Raw genomic sequence first — 23,861 nt, forward strand, 5'->3', positions numbered from 1 at the left:
ACGCCCGCCCGTCTGTGGACGGGCGGGCGTTTTCGGAACACTCGTGGGAACGGTCCCTCGTCAAGCCCGGCAGAAGCCCCGGGGTCAGACCTGGTCGAGGAAGCCGCCGTCGACGACCAGGTTCTGGCCGGTGACGTAGGTGGCGGCGGGGCTGGCCAGGAAGACGACCGAACGGGCCACCTCCTCCGGGCGGCCCAGGCGCCCGTAGGGGACGCGCTCGCGGACGCTCTCGTAGAAGTCCGGGTCGCTGCCGCGGCGCCGCTCCCAGCCGCCGCCGGGGAACTCGGTGGGCCCCGGGGAGACCGTGTTGACCCGCACACCGTCGGGCGCCCACTCACGGGCGAGCGAGGACGCGTGGTGGTTCAGGGCCGCCTTGACCGCGCCGTAGGAGCGGGCACCGGCGGGGGTGGTGACGTGCAGAGCCGAGGTGGTGGAGACCAGGACGACGGCGCCGCGCTCGGAGCCGATCAGGTAGGGCCGCGCCGCCTCGGTGAGGCGCACGAACGGCATGAGGTCCGCGTTGAACCCCCGCTCCCACTGGTCCGGGGTGGGCGCGCTGCCACCGGAGACGTTGGAGACCAGCACGTCCAGGCCGCCGAGCTCGGAGGCGGCGTCGTTCACGAAGGACGGCAGCGCGATGTGGTCGGTGACGTCCAGGGAGCGCGTGAAGACCTTCGCCCCCGCGTCGGAGAGCTCCCTCGCGGTCTGGCCCAGCGCTTCGGCCCCGCGGGCGCAGATGGCCAGGTCGGCGCCCTCCTGGGCGAACACCTGGGCGATGGCGCGGCCGATCCCCCTGCTGGCCCCGGTCACCACGACCCGCGCCCCCGACAGTCCCAGATCCATACCGTCCGCCTTCCGAAACGACACCGTGCCGCGGGGCAGATGGTACCGGTGCCGCGAAGACACGTGTGGGCGGCGCCCCGGCCGGGGTGCCGCCCACACACGGATCAGGCTCCCGTGGAGTGGAACCCGCCGTCGACGTGCACGATCTCTCCGGTGGTCGCCGGGAACCAGTCCGACAGCAGGGCCACGACCGCCTTGGCGGCGGGCTCGGGGTCGCTCACGTCCCAGCCCAGGGGTGCCCGCTCGGGCCAGTGCCTGGCCAGTTCCTCGAACCCGGGGATGCTGCGGGCCGCCATGGTGCTCAGGGGACCGGCGGAGACCAGGTTGACCCGGATGTTCCGGTCGCCCACGTAGCGGGCCAGGTAGCGCGCGGTGGAGGTCAGCGCGGACTTGGCCACGCCCATCCAGTCGTAGATGGGGTAGGAGACACTGTTGTCGAAGTCCAGGGCCACCACCGATCCGCCCCGGTCCATGAGCGGCAGGAGCGCGGTGGTGAGCGACTTCAGCGAGAAGGTGGACGTGTGCATCGCCTGGGCGACGTCGTCCCACTCGGTGTTGAGGAAGTTGCCGCCCAGCGCCCCCTGCGGGGTGAAGCCGATGGAGTGCACGATGCCGTCGAGGCCGTCCACGTGCTCACCGACGCGCTCGGCCAGGCTCGCCAGGTGCTGGTCGTCGGTGACGTCCAGTTCCAGGACGGGCGGTGTCTCGGGCAGGCGCTTGGCGATGCGCTGCACCAGGCCCATGCGGCCGTAGCCGGTGAGCACGACCGTCGCGCCCTGTTCCTGGGCGAGCCGGGCGACGTGGAAGCCGATGGAGGAGTCGGTGAGCACCCCGGTGACGAGGATGCGTTTGCCTTCGAGGATTCCCATGATGGTCCGTCCTGAGTGTGCTGGTGGCGGTCAGTGGCCCATGCCGAGGCCGCCGTCGACGGGGATCACGGCGCCGGTGACGTAGCCGCCACCCGGACCGGCGAGGAAGCCGACGGTCTTGGCGATGTCGTCGGTGGAGCCCAGGCGGCCCAGCGGGACGTTCTTCTTGATCTCGGCCTGGCGGTCGTCGCTGAGGGCCGCGGTCATGTCGGTCTCGATGAAGCCGGGGGCCACGACGTTCACCGTGATGTTGCGCGAACCCAGTTCGCGGGCCAGGGAGCGCCCGAAGCCGACCAGCCCGGCCTTGGAGGCGGCGTAGTTGGCCTGCCCGCCGGAGCCCAGGAGACCCACGACGGAGGAGATGAGGACGATACGGCCGAAGCGCTTGCGCATCATGCCGCGTACCGCGCGCTTGGCCACTCGGAAGGATCCGGTGAGGTTGGTGTCCAGGACGGAGGAGAAGTCGTCCTCGCTCATGAGGGCGAGCAGCTGGTCCTTGGTGACCCCGGCGTTGGCGACGAGCACCTCCACGGGCCCCTGGGCGTCCTCGACCTCCTTGAAGGCCGCGTCGACCTGCGCGGAGTCGGTGATGTCGCAGCGCACGCCGAGCAGGCCCTCCGGGGGCTCACCGGAACGGTAGGTGACCGCCACGTTGTCCCCACCCGCCGCGAGCTCACGGGCGATGGCCAGACCGATCCCTCGGTTACCACCGGTGACCAGTACTGAGCGCGACATAGGGGCTCCTCTTCTCTGCGGCTGTGGTGAACGGCCACGACGTGTTGTTCCGGGTGCGAATCGCCTTGCAGGTTACCGAGCTACCGGCCGGTAGACGCAACCGAGGCGGGACGGGGGGCCACTCGGGACGATCCGGGCGATCCCGTACGACGTGGAGTGCCCGGTGGCGGGGGCCTGCGGGGCGCGAGTGAACCCGGTCACGCCCAGCCCGCGTCGTGGGCGAGGATGGCGGCCTGCACCCGGTTGGACATCTCCAGCTTGGCGAGGATACGGCTGACGTGGGCCTTGACGGTGGTCTCCCGCATGTCCAGGGCCCGGCCGACCTCGGCGTTGGACTTGCCCTCGGCCACCGCGACGAGCACCTGCCGTTCGCGGTCGCTGAGGACCGAGAGCCGCTCGACGGCCTCGGAACGGCCCGCCGCGGAGTCGGCCGGGGCGGGTGAGGCGAAGCGTTCGAGCATGCGCTTCGTGACGCTGGGGGCGAGCATCGCGTGGCCCTCGTGCACGGTGTGCACGGCGTTGATCAGTTCCCGGGGCGGGGTGTCCTTGAGCAGGAAGCCGACCGCCCCGGCCCGGAGCGCGGCGTGCACGTACTCGTCGAGGTCGAAGGTGGTGAGCAGGACGACCCTGGGCGGCCGGGACAGCGTGCTCAGCCGCGCGGCGGCGGCCAGCCCGTCCGTGCCGGGCATCCGGATGTCCAGCAGCACGACGTCGGGGCCGAGTTCCTCGGCCAGGCGCACGGCCTCCTCGCCGTCGCTTCCCTCACCGACCACCTCGATCCCGGGGTCGGCCTCCAGGATCATCCGCAGGCCGGACCTGACCAGGAGTTCGTCATCGACCAGGAGCGTGCGGATCACCGTCGGTGCCCTCTTCCTCGACTTCGGTGGTGGGTTCGGGGGCCGTGTCCTCCCCCAGGGGCAAGATAGCGCGCAATCGCCATCCTCCGTCCGGGCACACCCCCGAGCTGAGCTCTCCCCCGGCCAGGACCACGCGCTCGCGCAGACCCGTCAGGCCGAACCCGCTGCGCGGCGGGGCGTGGGCGGGGGCGCCGACCGGATCGTTGGCCACCTCCACCTCCAGCTGGGTCTCGCCGTGGTGCAGCCACACCTCCACGGGGGCTCCGGTGGCGTGCTTGGCGGCGTTGGTCAGCCCTTCCTGGACGATCCGGAAGGCGGTGCGCTGGACCGCGACCGGCATCGGCCGGACACGTCCGCTCTCCTGCCGGCTGACCCTCATCCCGGCCCCGCGCCACTCGGTGATCAGGCGGTCGAGGTCGCCCAGGACCGGTTGGGGCGCGGTGGGCGCGGTGTCGGTGTCCTCGTCGCGCAGCACCCCGAGGATGCCGCGCAACTCCGAGAGTGCCTCGCGCCCGGTGGTGCGGATGAGTCCGGCGGCCTCGACGGTGCGGTCGTCGGTGGCCGAGACCTCCAGCCCGCCCGCGTGCAGGACCATCAGGCTGACCCTGTGGGCGACGACGTCGTGCATCTCCCGGGCGATGCGGGTGCGCTCGGCGCCGATGGCCTGTTCGGCCATCATGTGCTGTTCGCGTTCGAGGCGTTCGGCCCGCTCGTGGAGGCGGTCGATGAGCTGGCGCCTCGTGCCGATCCACAGCCCGGCGATCACCGGGACGACCAGGTAGAAGACGGCCAGGATGACGTAGCTGACCGGACTGGAGTAGTAGAGCACCCCGAGGGCCAGCAGGGAGAGGGTGAACCACATGGAGAGTGGGCGGCGGTCGCTGAAGTGCGCCGGGTAGGAGTACACGCCCACCATGAGGGGGATCGGGTTCCCGTACAGGAGCAGCATGAGCAGCCCGGCGACCATCAGCCAGGTGGGTCTGCTGCGCCGCCAGAGCATCGTCACCGAGGCCAGCGTGCCCGGGAGGGCGTAGGCGAGGAAGCCCACCGCCACGGCGGTCCCGGGGCCGGTGATCAGGCTGATCCCCGCTGCGAAGGGCGTGGTCAGCAGGCCCGGGCCGGTCGTGGTTCCGGCGAGCATCATCAACCCGCTGAACGGAAGGGTGAAGACGGCGTAGCACCAGTCCGACAGGCGCAGTCGGCGCTTCCACCACCAGTTCCAGTTGTGGCTCAACAGGGCACTGAAGTCCCGCAGGCGATCCCGCAACCACGTTTTCATCCGCCAGAGTCTACGGCGGCGTTCCCGGTGGGCGTCGTCCGTTCGACTGACCCGGAGCGTCGGGGGCCCCATAGTAGATTCGCCGCCGTATGTGCAGGTCAAGGCCGCTTTAGGGGAGACCGGGCCCTTCCTCCACCTGGCGGACCCCCTACGAAAGTCGGGGGTGACACCTGACGAAGGAGTCCCGAACCCGCTCCACGTCATGCCTTTGGCCGGTGTCAGGTTCAGTCCCGAGACCGAGGTGGCGGGGGTGTCCGGGCACCTAGCGTGGAGACACACGCCGAGGAGCACGGGGCATCCCGAGCCACCGGCACCCTCACCTTTCCGAGTTCTGGAGTTGTTCTGTCGTGACCGAGTCCGCTGTGAAGCCCACGTCCCCGGTCCAAGCCCCGCCGGTGGTGGTGGCTCGGGGGCTCACCAAGATCTACGACACCGGCGGCAGCCAGGTGCACGCCCTGGCCGGTGTGGACGTGGAGTTCCACCGGGGCGCGTTCACCGCCATCATGGGCCCCTCGGGCTCGGGCAAGTCGACCCTGATGCACTGCCTGGCCGGGCTGGACGTGCCCACCTCGGGCACCGTGCACCTGGGCCGCACCCAGATCACCGGCATGCGCGACGGTGACCTCACCCTGCTGCGCCGCGACCGGATCGGCTTCATCTTCCAGTCGTTCAACCTGCTGCCGATGCTGACGGCCGAGCAGAACATCCTGCTCCCCTCGCAGATCGCCAAGCGCAAGGTCGACCAGGCCCGCTTCGACCACATCATCGACGTCGTCGGACTGCGCGACCGGCTGGACCACCTGCCGACCAAGCTCTCCGGCGGACAGCAGCAGCGCGTGGCGGTCGCCCGGGCCCTGCTCAACGCCCCCGAGGTGGTCTACGCGGACGAGCCCACCGGCAACCTGGACTCCCGTTCGGGCGCCGAGGTCCTGGCGTTCCTGCGTGACTCCGCCAAGGACCTGAACCAGACCATCGTCATGGTGACCCACGACCCCGTCGCCGCCTCCTACGCCGACCGCGTCGTGTTCCTGCGCGACGGCAGCCTGGTGGACGAGGTCCACGCGCCGACCGCCGAGGTCGTCTCCGAGCGACTGCTGAAGCTGGAGGCCTGAGCTCCATGCTGCGCACCACACTCGCCGGGCTGAGACTCCACAAGTCCCGGTACGTCACCACCGTGCTGGCCATCCTGCTGGGTGTCATGTTCGTCTCGGGGACCCTGGTCTTCGCCGACACCCTCAAGGCCAGCTACGAGAAGTCCGTGATGGGGTCGGCCACGAGCGTCGACGCCATCGCCGTCCCCGAGGCGGAGGAGGGCGTGGACGAGGACGGCTTCGCCCTGGAGCCCGTCCCCTTCGACGACGCCACGCTGGACGACATCCGCGCCCTGCCGCAGATCTCCGAGGCCGACGGCCTGGTGAGGGGCGAGGCCGTACTCCTGGACGCCGAGGGGCGGGCCTTCGGCTTCGTGCCGCCCGCCGCCGTGGCCTTCGGTGAGACGACGCGGTTCTCCGCGAGCGAGGGCGAGCTCCCCGACGCCGCCGACGAGATCGCGCTGGCCACGTCCACCGCGGACCAGACCGGTTTCGGGGTCGGTGACACCGTCACGGTGCTCGACCCCGAGCAGGAGAAGCGTGAGTTCACCGTCACCGGGCTGGTGAACTTCGGTGTCGACGGCAGTTACAGTTTCGGCGGCGCGGTCGTCTTCGCCCCGGACACCATCCAGGAGATGACCGGTGCCACCGGCTACTCCGAGATCAACGTGCGGGCCGCCGAGGGCACGTCCGCGGAGGAGTCCGCCACCGCGGTCGCCACGGTGACCGGCACCGAGGTCCTGACGGGCGCCGCGTTCGGAGAGGAGATGGCCGAGAGCGCCGGCGCGCAGACCGAGATGCTGCGGGTCGCACTGCTGCTCTTCGGCGTCATCGCGATGTTCGTCGCCGGGATCGTCATCTACAACACCTTCGCGATCCTCATCGCGCAGCGCCAGCGTGAGCTCGCCCTGCTGCGCTGCGTGGGCGCCAAGCGCGGCCAGGTCTTCCGCTCCGTGCTGGGCGAGTCCTTCGTGGTCGGGCTCGTCGCCTCCGCCCTCGGCGTGCTCGCCGGTGTGGGCGTGGGCGCGCTCGGTGCGAGGTTCGGCGGCCAGCTGGTGAACTCCGACGTCACGGCCGCCGTGGTCGTCAGCCCCACCGCGGTGATCGTGGGTCTGCTGGTCGGCACGCTCATGACCGTCTTCTCCGCTCTGGTTCCGGCCGCCCGCGCCACCCGCGTGGCCCCGCTGGCGGCCCTGCGCACCAGCGCCACCGCCTCCGGTCTGGAGAAGGGCACCGGCTGGGTGCGCGTGGCGTTCGGCCTGCTGGCCTTCGGCGCCTCCGCCGCCCTGGTGGTGCTGAGTCGCTCGATGAGCCCGGACCCGAACGGCCTGTTCGTCGTGACCGGCGCGGCGCTGATCGCCTTCGTGGGCGTGGTCGTCCTCGGCCCGCTGCTGGTGCGCGGGATCGTCAGGGTCGTCGGCGTGCCGCTGCGCCGTCTGGGTGTGCCCAGCATGCTGGCGGTGGACAACTCCACCAGGAGCCCGCGCCGCGCCGCGACCGCGATGATCGCCCTCACCGTGGGCGCCACGCTCATCACCGGCTACTCGGTGATCAGCTCCTCGTTCGAGACCACGCTGACCGAACAGCTGGACGAGCAGTTCCCGGTCGACTACCAGATCAGCGCCCAGTACGCGCCGGAGGGCCCGAACGCCGCCGCTCCCGAGGAGGGCGTCGAAGAGGGTGTCGCCGAGGAGGGCGACCTGTCGGAGGCCTCGCTGGAGGACGGTGCCCCTGAGGAGGGTGCGCCCGAGAACGGCGCCGTCGAGGAGACCGCCGTGGAGGACGCGGCCGTCGACGAGGAGAGCGGTGACCCCCTCGTTCCGAGCGAGGTCCAGGAGAAGCTGGCCGCGAGCCCGCTGCTGGACAGGGTGATGTCCGAGCGTTCCACCTACCTGGAGGACAACCTCGCCACCGGCGGGATGGCCCTGCCGGTGACCGCGTACTACGACGCCGAGGTCGGCACCGACATCAAGGGCGAGACGGTCGAGGGCGACCTGGCCGACCTGGAGTCGGGCACGGTGGTCCTGAGCGAGACCTACGCGGAGGGCGTGGGTGTCGGTGACACCTTCACCGTTCCCGCTCCCAGTGGGGACCTCGACCTGGAGGTCGCCGCGATCGTCGCGGACGGTGCCACCCTCTGGGGCGCGATCATCGCGCCCGAGGACTTCACTGCGGCCTTCCCCGAGATCACGGAGAGCCGTTACCTGCACCTCCGCGCCGCTGACGGGGCCGACGCGGCCGAGGTCCGCGAGGCCGTCTACACCGCGGTCGACGACTACCCGATGGTCCAGGTCATGTCGGTCGCGGAGATGAAGAACCAGTTCTCCGAGATGATGGACATCGCGTTCTACACGATCGCGGCGATGCTGGGTCTGGCGATCATCATCGCGGTGTTCGGTATCTCCAACACGATGGCGCTGTCGGTCCTGGAGCGCACCCGTGAGTCCGCGCTGCTGCGGGCGCTGGGTCTGGCCAAGGGGCAGCTGCGCCGGATGCTGAGCGTCGAGGCCGTGCTGCTGTGCCTGATCGGCGCGGGGATCGGCATCGCGCTGGGCGTGCTGTTCGGCTGGGCGGCCGGTGCGGCGGTCCTGCCGGGCCTGGTCTTCAGCATCCCGAGCGTCCAGATCGCGGTCTTCATCGCCGTCGCGGTGCTGGCTGGTCTGCTGGCCGCCGTGCTGCCCGCCCGCCGGGCCGCCGGGACCTCGATCACCGGCGCGCTCGCCAGCGAGTAGCCCCTGGTCAAAACCGAACAGGACGACGAAAAGTCGGCGCGGACCCCCACCCACGGGTGGGGGTCCGCTCCTATGGTGTCGGTAGTCCTCGGGAGGAGAGTCGCATGAGTGGTTCGGCCTCGGCGCCGGTCGCCGGGCAGGTCGCGTGGGGAACCCCGGCCGCGCGGTGGATGCTGACCGCCACGGTTCTGGGTTCGGGAATGGCCTTCCTGGACTCCACGGTGGTGACGGTGGCGCTGCCCGCCATCCAGGGTGACCTGAACACGGGGCTGGCCGGTCTCCAGTGGATCGTCAACGGGTACATGGTCACGTTGTCCGCGCTGATCCTGCTCAGCGGCTCCCTCTCCGACAGGTTCGGCCGCGTGCGGTTGTTCATGGTGGGTGTGGCGGTGTTCGCCCTGGCCTCGGCGCTGTGCACGTTCGCGCCGACCCTGGAGTTGCTGGTGGCCGGTCGCGTGGTCCAGGGCGTGGGCGGTGCGCTGCTGACGCCGGGGAGCCTGGCCATCCTCCAGGCGGGGTTCCGCGAGCAGGACCGGGCGCGGGCGATCGGCGCGTGGTCGGGGCTGACCGGTGTGGCCGCGGCAGTGGGTCCGTTCGTGGGCGGTTGGCTGGTGCAGATCGGTGACTGGCGGCTGATCTTCCTCATCAACCTGCCGATCGCGGTCGTGGTGTTGCTGATCGCCCGGTTCCGGGTGCCCGAGACCCGGGACACCTCCGACGTGGGACGACTGGACTACGGCGGCGCGCTGCTGGGGGTGGTGGCCCTGGCCGGGATCACCTACGCGCTCATCCAATGGGGCGCGGTGGGTGCCACCCCGGCGGTGTGGACCGGCGTGGCCGTGGGCGCGCTGGCACTGGCCGCCTTCCTGTTCACGGAGGCGCGCAGCCCCTCCCCCATGCTGCCGCTGGGCATCTTCCGGTCGTTGCCGTTCAGCGTGACCAACGGGGCCACGGTCCTGATCTACGGTTCGCTGGGGCCGCTGCTGTTCCTGATGGTGATCTACCTCCAGGAGGTGGCGGGCTACTCCCCGGTCGCGGCCGGGGCCGCCTCGCTGCCGATCACCTTTCTGATGCTGCTGTTGTCGGCGCGGTCGGGCAAGCTCGCCGCCCGGATCGGCCCCCGGATCCAGCTGGTGGTCGGTCCCCTGCTGTTGGCCGCCGGATTCGTGACGCTGTCCCGGATGGACGGCGACGCCCCGTACCTGACCGGTGTGCTGCCGGGGGTCCTGCTGGTGGCGCTGGGCCTGTCCACGACCGTGGCACCGCTGACCGCTACGGTGCTCGCCTCGGTCCCGGAACGGCACGCCGGTCTGGCCTCGGGGGTGAACAACACGTTCGCCCGGGGCGCACAGCTGATCGGTGTGGCGGCGGTGCCGGTGCTGGCGGGGATCGGTGGTTCCGGTGGTGGGGGATCGGGAGCGGGCGGACACTCGACGTCCCTCGCCGAGGGGTTCGGCACGGCCATGCTGATCCTGGCGGGTCTGTGCGTCCTGGCGTCACTGTGCGCGCTGGTGCTGCCGCGCGGCCGGATGCCCGAGGCCTCCGAGGCCGCCGACCGGGGGTCGCTCCCCGAGGAGACCAGTGCGGTGCAGCCGCTCGGTGAGGAGCAGCCGATACGGTTCTGCGGGGTGACCGGTCCCCCACTGCGCTCGTGCCCGGGGTCGACCGCCGGGAGCGGGGCCGAGCACACGGGCGGCTGAGGGGGTCAGCCCTCGTAGCCCTCCGGAGGGTGGTCGTTGACGGCGTTGGGGTCCGAGACCACGCTCAGCGCCTGCTGCTCGGCGCCGGGTGCGTCGCCCCAGCGCTGTCTGGGGATCACGCCCAGCCGTTCGGCCCGCACGCTCTCGGAGATCCCGAGGCTGCCTCGGCTGTCGTCGTCCTCGAAGTCGTAGCTGAGGATGTCGTGGTCGGGGTCGAGGACCCGCTCTCGTTGGGCGACCTCGGTCGCCTGTGGGTCGTCTCCCAGGTCCAGGTCCACTTCGTAGGGCTGTTCGGTCACGGTGTCCGCCTCCTTACCTCAGTTCTTCCCCGCTTTGACCTTGATGATCACTTCCCACCCACGCCCCTGTGGACGACTCCGCGTGGAAGCGCGTCAGGACCAGCGGGAGCGACCTCCTACCGAAGGCCGTGTGACGACTCAGCGCGAGGCCGCTGGCGGGATCCCGTCTGCGGCTCCGTCTTGCTGATTCCGCGGGCGGGAGCGCGAGGACCACCGGCCCGGAACCCCCCGGCGGACGGGCGTGTGACGGCTCCATGCGGGGCGCGACCCGACATCGCCATGGTGGAGGCCCGCCCACCACCCCGCCCGGGCACGGCGAAGCCCCGGGCGCGTGTCGGCGCCCGGGGCTCGGCGGTGTCCCCCGGTCGGTCCTCGTCGAGCGGCGCCTTCCAGGACGTCGTGGCCCGGCCCTCCCGCGCCCCCGCCATGACCGGTTCGTGCGCTCACGGAGGCGGCCGGTGGGTGCGCCACGCGCCCCCGGGGTCAGGGCTGGTCGGGCCCGTCCTCCTCGTGGACGGCCTCGGACTCCGCGCCGGGGTCGTCGAGGTCGAAGTCCTCACGCGGGATGACGTCGTCGCGTTCCTCCCGGACCTCCTGGTCGATGCCGCGTTCGGTGGCGGCGCTCTCGTCCTCGAAGGTGTAGCCGTAGACCGGCGCGTCCGGGTTCTGGCGGCTCTCGGCCTCGGCGATCTCGCTCTCCTGGGGGTCCTCCCCCATGTCGGCGTCCACGTCGTAGGGCTGTTCGGACATGTGGTCCCCCTTGCTCACCGTCCCGTTACCCGCATGATCGCAGTTCGACGGTGATCGGTGAAGGGGGACACGGCCGCGTCAGCGCCTGGCGTTCTCCGCGCGGCGCAGCCTCAGCGGACGCAGCGCCGCCTCCAGGGCGACGGCGCCGTCGAGTTTGCTCTGGCCGACCACCCGGTCCTCGAAGTGGATGGGGATCTCCATGATCTTCTGGCCGCGCCGGAAGGCCCGGTAGTGCATCTCGACCTGGAAGGCGTACCCCGTGCTCTCGATACTGGCCAGGTCCAGGACCTCCAGGGCGGAGGCCCGCCAGATCTTGAATCCGGCGGTGACGTCCTGGACGGGGATGGACAGCACGCGCTTGACGTAGGTGTTGGCCCAGCCGCTGAGCAGGCGGCGGCGCAGGCCCCAGGCCTCGGAGAGGCTGCCGCCGGGCACGTAGCGGCTGCCGATGACCACCCCGGCGTTGGTGGAGTGCAGCGTGCCCAGGAGCTGGGGGACGTACCCCACCGGGTGGCTGAGGTCGGCGTCCATCTGCACGACGTACTCGGCACCGTCCGCCAGCGCGCGGGTCATGCCCTCCACGTAGGCGCGGCCGAGGCCGTCCTTGCGGGTGCGGTGCACCACGGAGAGCCGCCCGCCGAGTTCGACCGCGAGCTTGTCCGCGACCTCACCGGTTCCGTCCGGGGAGTTGTCGTCCACCACGACGATCCGCAGCCGGGGCAGGTCCAACGCCGTGAGCTGCCGCACCAGGACCGGCAGGTTCTCCGCCTCGTCGTAGGTGGGCACGACCACGGTCAGGGCCGAACTCCGCCAGGGTTCGGGCAGCGCCACCGGTTCGGGGGTGATCCGCACCGGAGCGGTCGGTACGGGCTCCGGGTGCGACGGGTGGGTCGGCATGCTCGGCGGCTCCTGAAGGGATGGACGGCGCGACTGTCGGGTCGGGTGCGTCAAGGATCACGCATCGGGTGTTCACCACACAATAGGTGTGGACGCTGAGGTACGCGCCCCTCGCACCACCAACCGGGCGCGCTCACTGCCCCCGTTCGTCCGCCACGACGGTGACGTGCACGAGGGCCCCGGTCTCCTCCAGTGTCATCAGCACCTCCGGGTCGGCGCTGCTGTCGGTGACCAGGTGGGCGATCTCCTCGGGGGCGACGGTGGTCACCATGGTGTCGGCGCCGACCTTGGTGTGGTCGGCCAGCACGATGGTCTCCTCCGCGCAGGCGGACAGGGCCCGGTCGACGCTGGCCACGGCGGGGTTGGGGGTGCTCAGGCCACGGTCGGCGCTGACACCGTTGCCGGACAGGAAGGCGCGGTTGACCCGCAGCCCGGACAGGGACTCCTCGGCGGCGGCCCCGACCAGGGCCCGCATGGGCGCGTGCAGGGTGCCGCCGGTCATCACGACCTCGACCCCGGGGGCCCCGGCGAGCACGTCCGCGACCCGGAGCGAGTTGGTGACCACGGTGAGGTCGCCGTGGCCCAGGAGCGCGCGGGCGAAGGCCTCGGCGGTGCTGCCGGGCCCGATGGTGATCGCGTCGCCGGGGCGGACCAGGCGGGCGGCGACCGTGGCGATGGCGGCCTTCTCGGCGGCGCACTGGCCGCTCTTGCCGGTGTAGCTCTGTTCGTGTCCGATCCGGCCGGGCAGCGCGGCTCCGCCCCGGCGGCGGTCCAGCAGGCCCTCGGCCTCCATGGAGCGCACGTCACGGCGGACCGTGACCTCGGAGGCGCGCACCTTGGCGGCGATGTCGCGCAGGGACATGCTGCCGTGGGCCCGCACCAGTTCCAGGATGCGCTCCCGGCGCTCGGCGGCGAAGGCCGGTCGGCTCTCCTCGGTCATGGGTACGGTTCACCCTTCCGTGCTCTCGGCGGCGCACGGTCGGGGAACCGCGCCTCCCTAGAGTACGGACCCGTCTCTGGTGGGCTGCGCCTCCTCCTCCGGCCTGTCGGACAGGAGGGTCACCAGGAAGAGCACGGTGAGGGCGACGAGGCCGACGAGGGCTCCGGCACCGAGCATCATGACGACAGACATCTGAGCCTCCAAGGGGGCGGGCTGACCTGCCACCTACCGGATGCCCCGTTTCTGTCGGCCTCACACCACGGATCGTCCTCGGGATCAGTGACAATGGGGGCATGACCCTCAGCTCCGCGCCACTCGACACCACGGTGTGGTGGGCCCACACCTCCGCCGCGAGCGAACGTCTGCTGCGTCTGCTGGACCGCTCCGAACGCGAACGCCAGTCCCGGTTCCGGCTCCAGGCCGACCGCGACCGCCACCTGCTGGGCCGGGCCCTGTCCCGTCTCGTGCTGGCCGACCGGGCCGGTTGCGCGCCGGAGGAGGTGACCTTCGACCTGCGCTGCCGTTCCTGCGAGGAGAAGTCGCGGACCGGTGCGGAGGGGGGCCGGAGCGGCCCGGAGGGCCCGCACGGCAAGCCCGTGCCCTCGGGGGCCGCGCGGGGGTGGGAGATCTCCGTGAGCCACTCCGGTGAGTGGGTGGCCCTGGCACTGGCCCGGGAGGCACCGGTCGGCGTGGACGTGGAACGGATCTCGGAGGCCCGCGACCTGGCCGGTCTGGCAGGGTACTCGCTGGCCGACGACGAGCAGCGGGCCTGGAACGCGCTGCCGGAGAAGGACCGGGCGGGGGCGTTCTTCGGCTACTGGGCACGCAAGGAGGCCCTGCTCAAGGCGACCGGCCTGGGGCTGTCGGGCGGGCTGCGCAGGGTGGCGGTCAGCCGGCCGGACACGGAGGCGCGGCTGCTGTCCTGGGAGGGCGGCGGCGGTCCCGGGGCCGCCTGGCTGTCGGACCTGGACCGGGGCCCCGAGTACCGGTCGGCGCTGGCCGTACTGACCGACCGCGAGGTGGCGCTGACGGTGCACCCTCCCGAGCGCACCGCGGACCTCCTCCGGAGGTAGCCCCGGGGCGGTGTGCCACGCGGACACCACCCCGGGGTTCACCCGGTCCGGCCCCGGCCCTACCCCTCCTTGGCGAGGTGCCGGCTGATGACCAGGCGCTGCACCTGGTTGGTCCCCTCCACGATCTGGAGGACCTTGGCCTCACGCATGTAGCGCTCGACCGGGAAGTCGCGGGTGTAGCCGTAGCCGCCGAAGACCTGGACGGCGTCGGTGGTGACCTTCATGGCGGTGTCGGTGGCCATCAGCTTGGCCATGGCGGCCCGCTTGCCGAACGGGCGCCCGGCGTCGCGCAGACGGGCGGCGGACAGGTACAGCTCACGGGAGGCGGCGATCTGCGTGGCCATGTCGGCCAGCATGAAGCCGATCCCCTGGAAGTCACCGATGGCCCCGCCGAACTGACGCCGCTCCCGGGAGTACGTGACCGCGGCGTCCAGGGCGGCCTGCGCCAGGCCCACCGCGCACGCGGCGATGCCCAGGCGACCGGAGTCGAGTGCGGAGAGGGCGATCCCGAAACCGCGGCCCTCCTCCCCCACCAGCGCGTCCGCTCCGAGTTCGACGTCGTCGAGGATCACTCCGGCGGTGGGCGAGGAGCGCATGCCCATCTTGTGTTCGGGGACGGCCGCACCGAGACCGGGGGTGTCGGCCGGGACGTGGAAGCAACTGATTCCGCGCGCGCCCGAGTCCGGGGCACCCGTGCGGGCGAAGAGCGCGTAGTAGTCGGCCCGTCCGCCGTGGGTGATCCACGCCTTGGCGCCGTTGACGCGGTAGCCGTCCGAGGTGCGCTCGGCGCGCGTGGTCAGGGCGGCGGCGTCGGATCCGGAGGAGGTCTCGGACAGGCAGTAGGCGCCGAGGAGCGCGCCGCCGACCATGGCGGGCAGGTGGGCGGCCTTCTGTTCGTCGGTGCCGAAGGTGGCGACCGGGTAGCAGGAGAGCGTGTGGACGCTGACGCCCAGGCCGACCGCCAACCAGCCGCGGGCGAGCTCCTCCACGACCTGGAGGTAGACCTCGTAGGGCTGCTCGCCGCCGCCGTACTCACCCGGGTACGGGAGCCCGAGCAGTCCGGCCTGGCCCAGGGTGGTGAAGACGTCGCGGGGGAAGACCGAGTTCTCCTCGTCCTCGGCCGCGCGCGGGGCGATCTCCTTGTCCACGAGTTCCCCGGTCAGCTCCAGGAGCTGTTCGGCCTCGGGTGTGTGCAGCGTGCGTTCGACCGCCATGAACTCTCCCACGGTTGGGCGCCCAGGTGCGCCTCGGACCGACCGGCTCCGCGGGTGCCCGCGAAGTAGTAGGCCATCCAACTATATGGTGACGCACGGCACCTTATCCCAACGAACCGCCCGACACGGAACCCAGGTCGACCCGGACCGGTCGACCCTGGACGGAAGGTCGGATCGGAGACGGTGGACCACACGCGATGTGCGACTCGCCCGTTCTGGCCGCGACGTCTGTACACGGAGCCCCCCGGCGCCCTAGATTCCACGCATGGACCTCGAACTCCGCCATCTCCGTACGATCTGCCTCCTGGCCGACACCGGCAGCGTCACGAAGGCGGCCGCCGCGCTGTCCACGTCGCAGCCCGCGCTGACAACCCAGTTGCAGCGGATCGAACGCGAGGTCGGCGGGCCCCTGTTCCACCGGGGGCGCTCGGGGGTACGGCCGACCGAGCTCGGTGAGTTCGTCCTGGTCCGGGCACGCGCGGTCCTGTTGTCGATGGACGACCTGCTGCACGACATCACGGCGCGCGGGGCCTCACCGAGCACGCTGCGCGTCGGCGGGGTCGGCCCCCTCACCGTGGAGCTCTCGGCGCGGCTGCCGGAGGTGTTCCCCGACGTCCCGGTGCACGTGCGTACCGAGTACTCCCCCAAGCTGGTCACCGACCTGGTCCGGGCCGGTCGTCTGGACCTGGGGACCACCATCGACTACGTGGACCGCGACCTGCCGACCGACGGCCCGCTGGCCTGGGCGATGCTCGCGGTGGACCCCCTGCACGTGGCGCTGTGGTCGGAGCACCCGTTGGCGCGGGAGACGCACATCCGCCTGGAGGACCTGGCCGAGTGCCCGTGGGCGCTGACGCCACCGGACGGCACGGGCTGGCCGGAGTGCTTCTACCTGGCCTGCCAGCGGGCGGGGTTCAGCCCGCACGTTCCCTACCGCCTCTACGAGAGATCGGAGATCCGCGATCTCATCGCGGACCGACGGGCGATCGCACCGTGCCAGGCGGACTTCGAGTCGGGCCGCGGCGTGGTGGTGCGGCAGTTGGAGGGCGCCCCGATACAGCTGAGGCACCTGCTGGTCTGGCGCCGTGACAGTCCGGTGGACCAGGCCTCGGACCGCATCGCGCGGCTCGCCCGCGAGCTGCTGGACCGGACTCCCACGGACGGTGGCCGCGCACCCGCGCGGCCCGTCCGCCCCTGACGGACGGCACCTCCGGTCGGGCGCTCAGTGGTCGCCCGACCCGAGGCGTTCGGAGGGGAGACAGCGGAGGGCCCCGTCGGCCCTCCGGCCCCTCCCCCGAGCCGATCAGGCGTGTCGGCGCGCGGCTGGCAGGGGCCGGCGCCCACGGTCGCGATGCGCCCGCCGCCCCTGCGGCGCCTCCGGACCACGGGAACGACGGGAACGCCCCCGAGCCGCACGGGCGTGCGTCAGCGCCCCGTCGTCCTGTTCGTTGTCGCGAAGGAGCGCCTTCCTGAAGTGACGCCGTCGTGTTCCGCTCCCGAGCGCGCGATCCGCGCGGCCTCCCCGGGGCGCCGGAGCGACGACCTCGCAGCTCCGTGGGGACTACCGCGGGTTGCAGGTGCGGAGCCCGTTCGTATGATGTTTACCAGCCGGTAACGTACTGGCGAGTAGGCACCGCAGCCTCACTCTCCTTCTCCCGAGCACGAAGCCGCTTTCCCCCAAAGGGCCACCAGGCCCCCCGTAGCGAAGGCACAACGAGTTCAGGAATCCACATGCGAACACTGGGAACAGCCGCCGCGGCGCTCGCCGTCGCGGTACTCGCCGCCTCCTGCGGCGCCTCCGAGTCGTCAGACGAGGAGGCCTCCCCCGGCGCCCTCACCACGGGGGTCACCGACGACAGCGTCGTCATCGGGACCCACCAGCCGCTGACCGGACCGGCCTCCCCGGGGTTCGTGCACGTCTCCACCGGGGCGAGCGCCGTCTTCGACTACGTCAACGACAACGGCGGCATCCACGGCAGGCGGATCGACTACCGGGTCGAGGACGACGCCTTCGACCCGGCGCGGACCATGGACGTCACGCGCTCCCTCATCGACGACGACGAGGTCTTCGCGCTCCTGGGCGGTCTGGGCACCCCCACCCACGAGTCGGTCATCGAGGAACTGAACGACGAGGGCGTCCCGGACCTCTTCGTCTCCTCCGGCGCACTCGCGTGGGACCAGCCGGAGGAGTACCCGTACAGCTACGGCTTCCAGGTGGACTACTCCAAGGAGGCCAAGGTCCAGGGCGCCTACATCGCGGAGAACTTCCCCGGTGACGACGTCGGCCTCCTCTACCAGAACGACGACGTGGGCCCCGCCTCGCACGCGGGGATCGAGCAGTACCTGATGGACGACATCGTCGCCTGGGAGTCCTACGACCCGGGCGTCCCCGAGCTCGACGGCCAGGTGGCCGAGCTCAAGGCGGCCGACGCCGACGTCGCGGTCTGCTACTGCATCCCGGCCTTCCTCGGCCTGGCCATCCTGGAGGCCCAGGCGATCGGCTACGAACCCCAGTGGGTGGCGCCCAGCTTCGGCGGCGACGTGGAGATCGTCTCCCAGCTCATAGAGGAGTACGCCGAGGGGACTCCGGCCGAGGACGTCCCGCCGGAGGCCTTCACCGACGGCCTCATCATCACCGCGTTCCTCCCGATGGCCGCCCAGAGCGACGACCCGTGGACCGCCTTCTACCGGGACATCCACGAGGAGTACAACGAGGGCGCACCCTTCACCGACACCACCGTGTACGGCATGGTGCAGGCGACCCTGTTCGCCCAGCTGCTCATGGAGGTCGGCCCCGACCTGGACCGCGAGCGCCTGCTGCGGACCCTCAACTCGCGGGAGTGGACCGGCCCCGGCCTCGTGCCCTTCGTCGCCACCGAGACCGACCACAGCGGCTACTCCGGGGTGATGGTGGTGCGCAACCGCGCCGGTGAGGAGCCCGAGATCCTCCAGGAACCCCGTGTCACCGACAGCGACGGCGGGGAGATCCTCCCGTTCGAGCTCGACCGGCCCGATCCGGACGACGTGCCCCTGTTCGGCTGAGTCGGGCGAACGGCGGGCCGGGCCGCACCGGATCAGGCCCGGGCCCGCTGTTCCCGCTCCCGCACGCGGCGCCGGCGCGAGCGCAGCCACCAGGCGAGCGCGAGGAGCGCGGCCGCCGCACCGGTGGCCACCGCCACCGGGAACCCGAGGTCGATCCCGCCGGTGCCGACCACCACCATCGCCGCCGTGGCGGGCAGCGACCCCAGGGCGGTTCCCAGGGCGAAGGGCGCGACCCGCAGCCCGGTCAGCCCGAAGCCGTAGTTGACCATCTGGTAGGGGATCACCGGGATGAGCCGGAGCTGCACGACGGCCAACAGCGCCCGTCGTCCCACCAGCCCCTCCAGCCGGGTCCGGACGCGTTCGGGGAGACGGCGTGAGAGCGCGTCCCCGGCCACGTACCGGGCCACCGCGAACTGCGCGACGGCGGCCAACACCCCTCCGACCAGGGCGAGGACCACCCCCGCCACCAGGCCGAAGAGCAACCCTCCGGCGATGTTCAGGGCCGGGCGCGGCACCAGCGCCTGCACCGCCAGGACGTAGGCGGCCAGGTAGACCACCGCGCCCCAGAACCCGGCGTTCGTCGTCCAGTCCCGCACCGTCTCCAGGTCCGGTCCCCGCAGGATCGCCCACGCCAACACGGCGACCCACACCGCGAGCAGCGCCACGCGCCACACCTGACCCCACCTGTGCCCCATTCGCCCCAGGTTAGGGGCTGCTTCGGGGAGGCTCAGCGCTCTTCCAACCGGGGAAAGACCACCTTCTTCAGCACCAGGGTGAGCGCGGCCGCAGTGGGGATGGCCAGCAGCGCGCCCACCAGCCCGAGCAGCGCGCCGCCCAGCAGCGCCGCCGTGATGTTGACCGTGGGCACCACGTCCACGGCGTGCCGCATCACCCGGGGCGCGATCACGTAGCTCTCGATCTGCTGGTAGATCAGGAAGAACACCAGCGTGACCAGGCCCATCCACGGGTCACCGATGGCCACCGCCAGCGACGCCACCACCGCCCCGATGGTGGTGCCGATCAGCGGGATCAACGCGGTCACCGCGACCACGAGGGCCAGGGTGAGGGCGTACGCCGAGCCGGTCAGCCACAGGAAGAGGAAGGCCACCACACCGCCGAGCGCCGCGACCAGCAACTGCCCGGCGATGAACGCCCCGATGCGCTGGACGATCTCGTCCCCGATCTCCCGGACCCCGGTCCGGCGCGAGCGGGGCACGAACCGGTAGGTGACGTCCATGATGCCCGGCAGCGAGGCCATGAAGAACAGGGTGAGGATGAGGACCGTGAAGGTGGCGAACAGCGAGTTGAACACCACCTGCCCCACACCGACGAGACCGCCGAAGACCTGCTGGCCGAAGTCGCCGCCGGAGACCACGCCCTCGATACGGCCGAGCACGTCGTAGCGCCGGTCGAGGTCACGGAAGAACGCGGACTGCTGGAGCTGGTCCAGGGACGAGGGCAACGACGTGGCGAAGCTGCTGACCTGCTCGGTCAGGGGCGGCACGATCGCCCACACGAACACGACCAGGAAGGCCACCAGGCCGAGGCAGACCGAGAGGATCGCGGCCCAGCGGGGCAGCCGCAGCCGCCGCAGGGCCTCGATGACGGGGTTGAGCCCGATCGCGAGGAAGAGCGCGACGAGGATGTAGACGAACACCGCCCGGGCGCTGGTCAGGGCCTGCACCAGCAGCCAGGCGCTGAGCACCCCCAGGGCCCCGACGAAGCCGAGCAGGAAGTAGTTGGGACGTCGCGTCTCCTCGGTCGGCGGGCGCCGTTCCGGAGGCTGCTCGGCGCGCGGGCGCTTCCTGGCTCTCACTGGCCCTCCGGTGGGTCCGGGATGGTCAGGGTGAAGAGGGCGCCGCCGAGCAGGTCGCTGTGTCCGGCGACCAGGGTGCCGCCGTAGGCGCCCGCGATCTCCCGGGAGATCGCCAGTCCCAGTCCGCTGCCGCCGGGATCGCGCTCCTTGGACTCCGACAGCCGCGCGAACCGTTCGAAGACCCGTTCCCGGTCCTTGACCGGGATGCCGGACCCGTCGTCGTGCACCTCGACCACGGCCGCTCCCTCGTGGTGCTGCACGATGACGTCGATCCGGCCGTTGGCGTGGCGTGTGGCGTTGGCGACGAGGTTGGTGAGCACCCTGACGACGCGCAACCGGTTGACCAGCGCGTACACCGGTTCCGAGGTGTGCACGAACACCTGGGGCGGGCCGGGTTGGCCGGAGAACTCCAGCTGGGCGACCTCCGCGAGGTCGACCCGTTCGCGTGCCTGCGCGCGGTCGGTGTCGAGGCGGGCCATCTCCAGGAGGTCCTCGACGATGTTCTCCAACCGTTCGGTGTCGGAGAGGAGACCGCTCAGCAGCCGCTCCCTGGCGCGCAGGTCGGGATCGGGGTCGGAGAGCTCGACCTCCAGTTTGGTGCGCATGCCCGCGATGGGGTTGCGCAGTTCGTGGGAGGCGTCGGAGACGAACCGGCGCTGCCGGGTGACCGCCTCCTCCAGGCGGGACAGACTGGAGTTGGCGGTGCGCGCCAGGCGGGCGATCTCGTCGTCGCTCCTGGGCAGCGGGAGCCTGCGGTGCAGGTCGCTGACGGAGATGTGTTCCATCTCGTCACTGATCCGCGTGACCGGGCTCAGGGCACGGCCCACGCCGTACCAGATGACGAAGCCCGAACCGAAGATCAGCAGCGCCGAGGTGCCCAGCATGACCAGTTCCAGGACCTTGTCGCCCAGGATGAGCGGCGTACGCGTGGCGGCCACCGCCATGACGTTGTCACCGTAGGCGGAGCCGTCGACGACGTACCCCACCACCTGGAAGCAGTCGCCCGTCTCGTCCCCGGGGATGACGTCGCAGACGAATTCGTCGACGCGGAAGTCGTCCGCTGCGGGGTCCTCCTCGATCAGCGACGGCACCCCCTGCAGGGCCACGCTGGAGGCCAGGACCTGGTCGGTCTCCCAGTCGATCACCTGGAAACGCACGATGGGCTCGGAGGCCGGAATCGGGCCGTCGTAACGCTCCGTCATGATGTGGTCGGCCACGTGCCGGGCCCCCTCGGCGGCCCGGTCACGCAGCTCGGTGAGCGTCACTTCCCGGATCAGGAGGATGGAGGCGCTGAGGAGGATACAGATGACCAGGGAGAGGACGGCCAGGGCACCGAGCGTGACCCGGGCTCGGATGCTGCGCGGACGTAGCGCGCGCCAGGGTCTCCAGGATCGCTCGTTCCGTTCTGCCACGCACCCATTGTTACTCAGGGCAATAAGAAACCCTTGAATGGTCTCCGGTGTGGCGACCGAAACGTACGAAGGTGCGCGAGAGGGTTCTTTCGCCTCCGGCGCCGCCCCGCGAGCGGGAGAACGCTCGCGGGGCGGGACTCCGGACTACTCGTAGGGGTCCGGCGGGTTGGTGACCTCCACGACCGAGGTGGTCGTGATCTCGTGCTGGGAGACGTCGTAGAGGTCCCCCTCCGGCTCCACCCAGGTGCCGCGCACCGTCCACCAGGTGTCGGCCTCCGGCGCCGGATGGTCGGTGATCAGGATCTTGTTGACCACCGCGTCCGCCGCGCAGCAGGCCATCTGGAGCCGGGCCAGGTACCAGCCCTCCCCGTCCTGGGCGGGCACGGCGAACCCGGTGAGCTCGACCTCGCGGCCGGACAGTTCGCGCTCCTCGTCGATCCAGGCGCGCATGACGAACTGCTGGACGTCGAGCGGCACCACCTCGTCGGGGGCGGCCTGGCTCAGCTCGTCGGTGAAGCGGGAGGGTGCCCGCTCGTCACGGGGCGGCGGACCGGAGGAACCCCCGGTGCTCTCCACCGTGTAGGAGCCGAGCGCGGGCGGCGCGATGACGAACACGGCGAACACGGGGAGCAGGAGCAGCCACGCCACCCTCGGGGCGACGGAGTGGTCGTGTCCGTGGCCGCCCCCTCCACCGCCGTACTCGGCGACGGCGTGGTCGAGCTCCGAACGCGCCGAGGTGTCCTCGGGGACCGCGTCCTCCTCGTCCAGGGCGTGGTTCTCGCCGCGTAGTTCCGCGACGATCACCAGGACGCCGAGCAGCACCATGACCACTCCGGCGGCGATCAGGAACGGGCCGAAACCCGCCTTGACCCAGTTCAGGTACAGGTTGGTGGGGACCGTACTGGTCAGCGCGGCGGCGCCGAGCAGGACGAGGGTGAGCCCCTGGGCGATCCGGTTCACAGGAGGACGGCTCCGATCAGGAACGTGCTGAGCAGGCCGACCACCAGACAGATCGGGGCGAAGCGGGCGACGAAGCGCCAGCCGAACACCCCGGCCTGCATCGCGATCAGCTTGAGGTCCACGATCGGGCCGATGACCATGAACGCGAGCTTGGCGGTCGGAGAGAAGTCGGTGAGGCTGACCGCGACGAAGGCGTCGGCCTCCGAGCAGATCGAGAGGAGGATGGCCAGCAGGGCGAGCACCAGCACCGAGATGATCGGCGCCTCGGCCACGGCCAGCAGCCACTCACGGGGCACCATGACGTTCAGCGTCGCCGCCGCGAGTGCGCCGACCACCAGATAGCCGCCCGCGTGCATCATGTCGTGCATCATCGACTCGCGGAAGACCTGCCACTTGGAGGCTCCGGGGGCGTGGGTGCGCGAGGGCAGACGCAGCCAGTCGGCCTTGCCGAAGCGCACCCAGATCCACCCGATGACCACCGAGGCGAGCAGCGAGGCCACGAAGCGGGCCAGGACCATCTCCGGCTGCCCGGCGAAGGCCACGGCGGTGGCGATCATGACGATGGGGTTGATGGACGGGGCCGCCAGCAGGAAGGTCAGCGCCGCCGCCGGGGCGACCCCGCGCTTGATGAGGCTCCCCGCGATGGGCACCGAGGCGCACTCGCAGCCGGGCAGGAGCGCCCCGGAGGCACCGGCGACGGGGACCGCCCGCCCCGGCTTGCTCGGGATGAACCGCTGGTAGGCCGAGGTCGGAACGAACGCGATGAGCGCCGCCGACAGGGCCACCCCGAAGACCAGGAAGGGTAGCGCCTGGAAGCTGATGGCGGTGAAGATGGTCGCCCAGGCCAGGAAGGCCTGACTGGTGAGCTCGTCGGTGAGCCAGGAGTGGGCCACCGCCATCGCGGTGATGAGGAGGGCGAACAGCCAGACCGTTCCGGTGCGGCGCGAGTCGGCGCGCCGCCCCCAGTCGGAGGGGGGCAGTTCGTCGCCCTGGTCGCCCCAGTCGCGGGCGATCGAGTCACCGAGTGAGGGATCGGGCGCGGAGTCGCGCTCCGATGTGGTCCGTTCGGACACGGGAGTACTCCGTCGGGTTCGGTTGGGGACTCCCCGAATGGTAACCGAAAACGATTTTCGTTTGTACATCCGTCGCGGCCCCACACATGGCGGAGCGGGCGAGTGTGCCGACAGCCCCGTGGGCAGGGGCGTTACGGGTACCTGGGGTGAGCGGGCAGGAAGCCGAGTACGCCACTGTCCCCCGAGGTCGGAGACGCTCCGAGGCCCCTTCCACCGCGTCATCCCGGCCAGCCTCTTCGGCACGACCGTCGAGTGATACGACTTCTTCCCCTGCGGGGC

At 71.3% G+C, this 23,861-nt stretch carries 22 protein-coding genes; 6 read left to right on the top strand and 16 right to left on the bottom strand.

All coding sequences use genetic code 11. The features are described from left to right. Window positions 1-84: 84 nt before the first annotated feature. The 5 genes from ACRWK8_RS21005 to ACRWK8_RS21025 form a co-directional block, all read right to left on the bottom strand. The gene (locus ACRWK8_RS21005; protein WP_378739685.1) at window positions 85-843 is read right to left on the bottom strand and encodes an SDR family NAD(P)-dependent oxidoreductase; all 759 of its coding nucleotides are present in this window, start codon (window positions 841-843) and stop codon (window positions 85-87) included. A gap of 104 nt (window positions 844-947) precedes the next feature. Next, a complete protein-coding gene (fabI, locus tag ACRWK8_RS21010) occupies window positions 948-1,712 on the bottom strand; it encodes an enoyl-ACP reductase FabI (RefSeq protein ID WP_378739683.1) in 765 nt (254 codons plus the stop codon). 30 nt (window positions 1,713-1,742) lie between these two features. Next, window positions 1,743-2,447 (bottom strand): 3-oxoacyl-ACP reductase FabG, encoded by a 705-nt coding sequence (fabG, locus tag ACRWK8_RS21015; protein WP_378739681.1) that lies wholly within the window; start codon window positions 2,445-2,447, stop codon window positions 1,743-1,745. Window positions 2,448-2,644: 197 nt separating this feature from the next. After that, window positions 2,645-3,304: a response regulator gene (locus tag ACRWK8_RS21020; RefSeq protein WP_378739679.1), complete on the bottom strand. Its 660-nt coding sequence runs from the start codon at window positions 3,302-3,304 to the stop codon at window positions 2,645-2,647. Further along, window positions 3,279-4,583: a sensor histidine kinase gene (locus ACRWK8_RS21025; RefSeq protein WP_378739678.1), complete on the bottom strand. Its 1,305-nt coding sequence runs from the start codon at window positions 4,581-4,583 to the stop codon at window positions 3,279-3,281. The genes ACRWK8_RS21020 and ACRWK8_RS21025 overlap by 26 nt, the downstream gene beginning before the upstream one ends. A gap of 347 nt (window positions 4,584-4,930) precedes the next feature. On the opposite strand from ACRWK8_RS21025, the gene ACRWK8_RS21030 reads away from it, so the two are divergent. From ACRWK8_RS21030 to ACRWK8_RS21040, 3 genes are all read left to right on the top strand, one after another. After that, window positions 4,931-5,695: an ABC transporter ATP-binding protein gene (locus ACRWK8_RS21030; RefSeq protein ID WP_378739677.1), complete on the top strand. Its 765-nt coding sequence runs from the start codon at window positions 4,931-4,933 to the stop codon at window positions 5,693-5,695. Window positions 5,696-5,700: 5 nt separating this feature from the next. Continuing rightward, the gene (locus ACRWK8_RS21035) at window positions 5,701-8,406 is read left to right on the top strand and encodes an ABC transporter permease (protein WP_431872374.1); all 2,706 of its coding nucleotides are present in this window, start codon (window positions 5,701-5,703) and stop codon (window positions 8,404-8,406) included. Between the two features lie 104 nt (window positions 8,407-8,510). Beyond that, window positions 8,511-10,106 (top strand): MFS transporter, encoded by a 1,596-nt coding sequence (locus ACRWK8_RS21040; RefSeq protein WP_431872376.1) that lies wholly within the window; start codon window positions 8,511-8,513, stop codon window positions 10,104-10,106. A gap of 5 nt (window positions 10,107-10,111) precedes the next feature. Here ACRWK8_RS21040 and ACRWK8_RS21045 read toward each other — a convergent pair whose 3' ends face one another. The 5 genes from ACRWK8_RS21045 to ACRWK8_RS21065 form a co-directional block, all read right to left on the bottom strand. Beyond that, window positions 10,112-10,405, bottom strand: coding sequence for a hypothetical protein (locus ACRWK8_RS21045; protein WP_378739670.1), 294 nt, complete (start codon window positions 10,403-10,405; stop codon window positions 10,112-10,114). Window positions 10,406-10,888: 483 nt separating this feature from the next. Further along, window positions 10,889-11,155, bottom strand: a complete 267-nt coding sequence (locus ACRWK8_RS21050; protein WP_378739669.1) for a hypothetical protein — start codon at window positions 11,153-11,155, stop codon at window positions 10,889-10,891. Window positions 11,156-11,233: 78 nt separating this feature from the next. After that, a complete protein-coding gene (locus ACRWK8_RS21055; protein ID WP_378739667.1) occupies window positions 11,234-12,052 on the bottom strand; it encodes a polyprenol monophosphomannose synthase in 819 nt (272 codons plus the stop codon). 133 nt (window positions 12,053-12,185) lie between these two features. Then, complete coding sequence (locus ACRWK8_RS21060; RefSeq protein WP_378739664.1) at window positions 12,186-12,992, bottom strand: DeoR/GlpR family DNA-binding transcription regulator; 807 nt, start codon at window positions 12,990-12,992, stop codon at window positions 12,186-12,188. Between the two features lie 57 nt (window positions 12,993-13,049). Further along, on the bottom strand, window positions 13,050-13,184 hold the full coding sequence (locus ACRWK8_RS21065; protein ID WP_431872379.1) for a hypothetical protein: 135 nt from the start codon (window positions 13,182-13,184) through the stop codon (window positions 13,050-13,052). A 101-nt stretch (window positions 13,185-13,285) separates the two neighbouring features. Here ACRWK8_RS21065 and ACRWK8_RS21070 point away from each other — a divergent pair, with 101 nt between their 5' ends. After that, the gene (locus ACRWK8_RS21070) at window positions 13,286-14,065 is read left to right on the top strand and encodes a 4'-phosphopantetheinyl transferase family protein (RefSeq protein WP_431872381.1); all 780 of its coding nucleotides are present in this window, start codon (window positions 13,286-13,288) and stop codon (window positions 14,063-14,065) included. 59 nt (window positions 14,066-14,124) lie between these two features. Here ACRWK8_RS21070 and ACRWK8_RS21075 read toward each other — a convergent pair whose 3' ends face one another. Then, complete coding sequence (locus tag ACRWK8_RS21075) at window positions 14,125-15,279, bottom strand: acyl-CoA dehydrogenase family protein (RefSeq protein ID WP_378739656.1); 1,155 nt, start codon at window positions 15,277-15,279, stop codon at window positions 14,125-14,127. Window positions 15,280-15,544: 265 nt separating this feature from the next. On the opposite strand from ACRWK8_RS21075, the gene ACRWK8_RS21080 reads away from it, so the two are divergent. Next, window positions 15,545-16,477, top strand: a complete 933-nt coding sequence (locus ACRWK8_RS21080) for a LysR family transcriptional regulator (RefSeq protein WP_378739654.1) — start codon at window positions 15,545-15,547, stop codon at window positions 16,475-16,477. Window positions 16,478-17,010: 533 nt separating this feature from the next. After that, the gene (locus ACRWK8_RS21085) at window positions 17,011-18,321 is read left to right on the top strand and encodes an ABC transporter substrate-binding protein (RefSeq protein WP_431872384.1); all 1,311 of its coding nucleotides are present in this window, start codon (window positions 17,011-17,013) and stop codon (window positions 18,319-18,321) included. Between the two features lie 32 nt (window positions 18,322-18,353). On the opposite strand, the gene ACRWK8_RS21090 is transcribed toward ACRWK8_RS21085, so the two are convergent. From ACRWK8_RS21090 to ACRWK8_RS21110, 5 genes are all read right to left on the bottom strand, one after another. Continuing rightward, window positions 18,354-19,016 (bottom strand): TVP38/TMEM64 family protein, encoded by a 663-nt coding sequence (locus tag ACRWK8_RS21090; RefSeq protein WP_431872386.1) that lies wholly within the window; start codon window positions 19,014-19,016, stop codon window positions 18,354-18,356. Window positions 19,017-19,048: 32 nt separating this feature from the next. Next, complete coding sequence (locus ACRWK8_RS21095; protein ID WP_378739648.1) at window positions 19,049-20,137, bottom strand: AI-2E family transporter; 1,089 nt, start codon at window positions 20,135-20,137, stop codon at window positions 19,049-19,051. After that, window positions 20,134-21,549: a sensor histidine kinase gene (locus tag ACRWK8_RS21100; protein WP_431872389.1), complete on the bottom strand. Its 1,416-nt coding sequence runs from the start codon at window positions 21,547-21,549 to the stop codon at window positions 20,134-20,136. Before ACRWK8_RS21100 ends, ACRWK8_RS21095 begins: the two co-directional genes overlap by 4 nt. Window positions 21,550-21,693: 144 nt before the next feature. After that, window positions 21,694-22,509 (bottom strand): TIGR03943 family putative permease subunit, encoded by an 816-nt coding sequence (locus ACRWK8_RS21105; protein WP_431872391.1) that lies wholly within the window; start codon window positions 22,507-22,509, stop codon window positions 21,694-21,696. Next, complete coding sequence (locus tag ACRWK8_RS21110) at window positions 22,506-23,582, bottom strand: permease (protein ID WP_378739641.1); 1,077 nt, start codon at window positions 23,580-23,582, stop codon at window positions 22,506-22,508. Before ACRWK8_RS21110 ends, ACRWK8_RS21105 begins: the two co-directional genes overlap by 4 nt. Window positions 23,583-23,861 lie beyond the last annotated feature (279 nt).

This window comes from Nocardiopsis eucommiae (assembly GCF_965344335.1).
Lineage (GTDB): Bacteria > Actinomycetota > Actinomycetes > Streptosporangiales > Streptosporangiaceae > Nocardiopsis > Nocardiopsis eucommiae.

What these genes read in the sequence shown, in the direction of transcription:
- ACRWK8_RS21005 (WP_378739685.1), bottom strand. Translation starts at nt 843, where the DNA reads ATGGATCTGGGACTGTCGGGGGCGCGGGTCGTGGTGACCGGGGCCAGC.
- fabI (WP_378739683.1), bottom strand. Translation starts at nt 1,712, where the DNA reads ATGGGAATCCTCGAAGGCAAACGCATCCTCGTCACCGGGGTGCTCACC.
- fabG (WP_378739681.1), bottom strand. Translation starts at nt 2,447, where the DNA reads ATGTCGCGCTCAGTACTGGTCACCGGTGGTAACCGAGGGATCGGTCTG.
- ACRWK8_RS21025 (WP_378739678.1), bottom strand. Translation starts at nt 4,583, where the DNA reads ATGAAAACGTGGTTGCGGGATCGCCTGCGGGACTTCAGTGCCCTGTTG.
- ACRWK8_RS21035 (WP_431872374.1), top strand. Translation starts at nt 5,701, where the DNA reads ATGCTGCGCACCACACTCGCCGGGCTGAGACTCCACAAGTCCCGGTAC.
- ACRWK8_RS21040 (WP_431872376.1), top strand. Translation starts at nt 8,511, where the DNA reads ATGAGTGGTTCGGCCTCGGCGCCGGTCGCCGGGCAGGTCGCGTGGGGA.
- ACRWK8_RS21050 (WP_378739669.1), bottom strand. Translation starts at nt 11,155, where the DNA reads ATGTCCGAACAGCCCTACGACGTGGACGCCGACATGGGGGAGGACCCC.
- ACRWK8_RS21055 (WP_378739667.1), bottom strand. Translation starts at nt 12,052, where the DNA reads ATGCCGACCCACCCGTCGCACCCGGAGCCCGTACCGACCGCTCCGGTG.
- ACRWK8_RS21060 (WP_378739664.1), bottom strand. Translation starts at nt 12,992, where the DNA reads ATGACCGAGGAGAGCCGACCGGCCTTCGCCGCCGAGCGCCGGGAGCGC.
- ACRWK8_RS21065 (WP_431872379.1), bottom strand. Translation starts at nt 13,184, where the DNA reads ATGTCTGTCGTCATGATGCTCGGTGCCGGAGCCCTCGTCGGCCTCGTC.
- ACRWK8_RS21070 (WP_431872381.1), top strand. Translation starts at nt 13,286, where the DNA reads ATGACCCTCAGCTCCGCGCCACTCGACACCACGGTGTGGTGGGCCCAC.
- ACRWK8_RS21075 (WP_378739656.1), bottom strand. Translation starts at nt 15,279, where the DNA reads ATGGCGGTCGAACGCACGCTGCACACACCCGAGGCCGAACAGCTCCTG.
- ACRWK8_RS21080 (WP_378739654.1), top strand. Translation starts at nt 15,545, where the DNA reads ATGGACCTCGAACTCCGCCATCTCCGTACGATCTGCCTCCTGGCCGAC.
- ACRWK8_RS21085 (WP_431872384.1), top strand. Translation starts at nt 17,011, where the DNA reads ATGCGAACACTGGGAACAGCCGCCGCGGCGCTCGCCGTCGCGGTACTC.
- ACRWK8_RS21090 (WP_431872386.1), bottom strand. Translation starts at nt 19,016, where the DNA reads ATGGGGCACAGGTGGGGTCAGGTGTGGCGCGTGGCGCTGCTCGCGGTG.